The 2643-nt window shown below is 34.2% G+C and carries 2 protein-coding genes; both read left to right on the plus strand.

All coding sequences use genetic code 11. The features are described 5' to 3' along the window. A partial coding sequence (locus tag OS191_RS05295) for a T9SS type A sorting domain-containing protein (protein ID WP_267154680.1) occupies positions 1–1026 on the plus strand: 1026 nt, incomplete at its 5' end. 183 nt (positions 1027–1209) lie between these two features. After that, positions 1210–2643, plus strand: a 1434-nt coding sequence (locus OS191_RS05300; protein WP_267154681.1) for a M14 family zinc carboxypeptidase, incomplete at its 3' end; no start/stop codon positions are given.

Below are 2643 nucleotides of genomic sequence, written 5' to 3' on the forward strand. Positions count from 1 at the left end.
ACTGGTTCGCAACCTGCTGAACCATCAACGGAGTGTTGGGAGACGGCTACTTTTGATAATAATACCTGTACTTGGGTAGTCACTGGAACGCAACCTTTAGAACCATCTACAGAATGTTGGGAGACTGCTACTTTTGATAACAATACCTGTACTTGGGTAGTTACTGGAACACAACCCGCTGAACCATCAACGGAATGTTGGGAAACGGCAACCTTTGATAATAACACTTGTACTTGGACAGTAAATGGAACACAACCTGCTGAACCATCTACGGAGTGCTGGGAAACTGCTACTTTTGATAACAATACTTGTACTTGGGTAGTTACTGGAACACAGCCTGCTGAACCAACAACGGAATGCTGGGAAACTGCAACCTTTAACAATACAACATGTGTATGGGATGTAACAGGATCACAACCTGCTGAACCAACAACGGAGTGTTGGGAAACTGCAACCTTTAATAACGGTACTTGTACTTGGGATGTGACAAATGATGGTGATACTGTAAATCCTATGTGTCAAGTTCAAGATATACTTGTAGAACTAGATCAATTTGGCAATGCTAATATTACAGCTGACCAAATAGATAATGGTTCGACCGATAATTGTGGTATTGATACCATAACAGTTAGTCCTAGCTCATTTACCTCAAGTAATTTAGGCGTGAACAATGTTGAATTAACCGTTACAGATTTTAGTGGAAATGTATCATATTGTTACGCAACTGTTACAGTAATGCAAAACACCTTAGGTAACACCCAATTTAATTATGAAAATGTAAACATTTTACCAAACCCATTTAATTCATATATAGTAATTAACCTACCTATAGTATCGAGTAACGACTCATTTTCAATTAGAATCTTCGATCTAAATGGTAGACTTGTTTATAACAAATTACAGACTACTGTGGACGGAAAACTAAATGTTAATGGATTAGAAAATTTAGAACAAGCACCATATTTTATTAAAATAACAAATATAGAAGATGGTCAAACAATAGTTAAAAAACTCCTTAAGTTCTAATAATCTAAAATTCAAAAAACTGAATTACAGTGCTAATATGTATTTATTAGCACTGTTTTCATTTGATATAATATTTAGTAATAAAAACATATTTTACGTTTCATCGGATTTATTTGCATTTTGTAGATGATTTTTAAAATATTTATATATATTTGCTCAGATAAAAACATAAACCAAACTCTAATGAAACTAATCTACTTAAAAACTATTACAAGATATTTCCTAATAATCTTGTTTTTTTCTTTTAGTTTTTTGCATGCACAAACCAATGATTTGCAAAAAGCTCAAGAATATTTGACACAAAAAGGTGAAATAACCTTTAGTTTTCAAATTAACAATACATCAGAGCTTGAGGATTTAACTTCAGAGATGTCTATTTTAAATTATAATCCAGCAACTAACACTGTTTATGCTTGGGCAAATACAAAACAATTTTCACAATTTGAAAGACGCAATATTTCTTACAAAATAGAAGCTAAAGACAATGAAGCTTATGGTATTGTGATGAGTAATGAATTACCAGCTTCTGAAAGACGTGGACCATACCCATTAACTTTCCCACTGACTGCCTATCCAACTTATGCAGATTATGCAACACAAATGCAAGAGTTTGCAATCAATCATCCTGATATTTGTGAATTAGTGGATATAGGTGGCACAACCGAAGGTGTTGGTGGAGGAAATAAACGGTTATTATTTCTGAAGCTTTCAGATAATATAGGTACTGAAGAAGCTGAACCTAAAGTGATGTATACCTCGTCTATTCATGGTGATGAAATTACAGGTTACCCTTTAATGCTTAATTTAATTAATTATTTTATAACGGCCTATAAAGATACAGGGCATTCAGATCATAATCGAATTAAAAACTTAATTGATAATTCAGAAGTATGGATTAATCCTATGGCAAATCCAGATGGAACGTATTATAATAATGCTTCAAATACATCAGTTGCGAATGCTAGAAGAGCCAACGCCAATGGATTGGATTTGAATAGAAATTACCCTGATAATGTAAATGGACCACACTCAAACGGTCATACCTCATATGAATTAGAAACACAACATTTTATGAACTTAGCAGCCAATACGCACTTTGTGTTATCTGCTAATTTCCATGGTGGCGTGGAAGTTGTAAATTATCCTTGGGATAATACCTATAACAGACATGCCGATGATGATTGGTTTGTACATGTGTCTAGAGAGTATGCCGACAATGCCCAAGCTGATGGACCAAATGGATATATGGATTATTTAGATAATGGGATTACCCATGGTGCAGATTGGTACCGAGTGTATGGTGGACGTCAAGATTATATGAATTTTACACACCAGTGTAAAGAAACGACTGTTGAATTATCTGATGTTAAATTAATTCCTGCAAACCAACTAGTAAATCACTGGAATTATAACCGTGAAGCTTTAATTGAATACTTAATCCAAGGAACCTACGGATTTCAGGGAAAAGTAAAAGATGCTGTTAGTGGAAACCCTATTGAAGCTAAAGTTACTCTAGTTGGTCATGATAATACTGGGTCTCATACGGTAAGTTCTTTACCACATGGCGATTTTTACAGACCGGTTTTTGCAGGAACTTATAATATTTTAATTGAAGCA

Source organism: Xanthomarina sp. F2636L (genome assembly GCF_026410195.1).
GTDB lineage: Bacteria > Bacteroidota > Bacteroidia > Flavobacteriales > Flavobacteriaceae > Xanthomarina.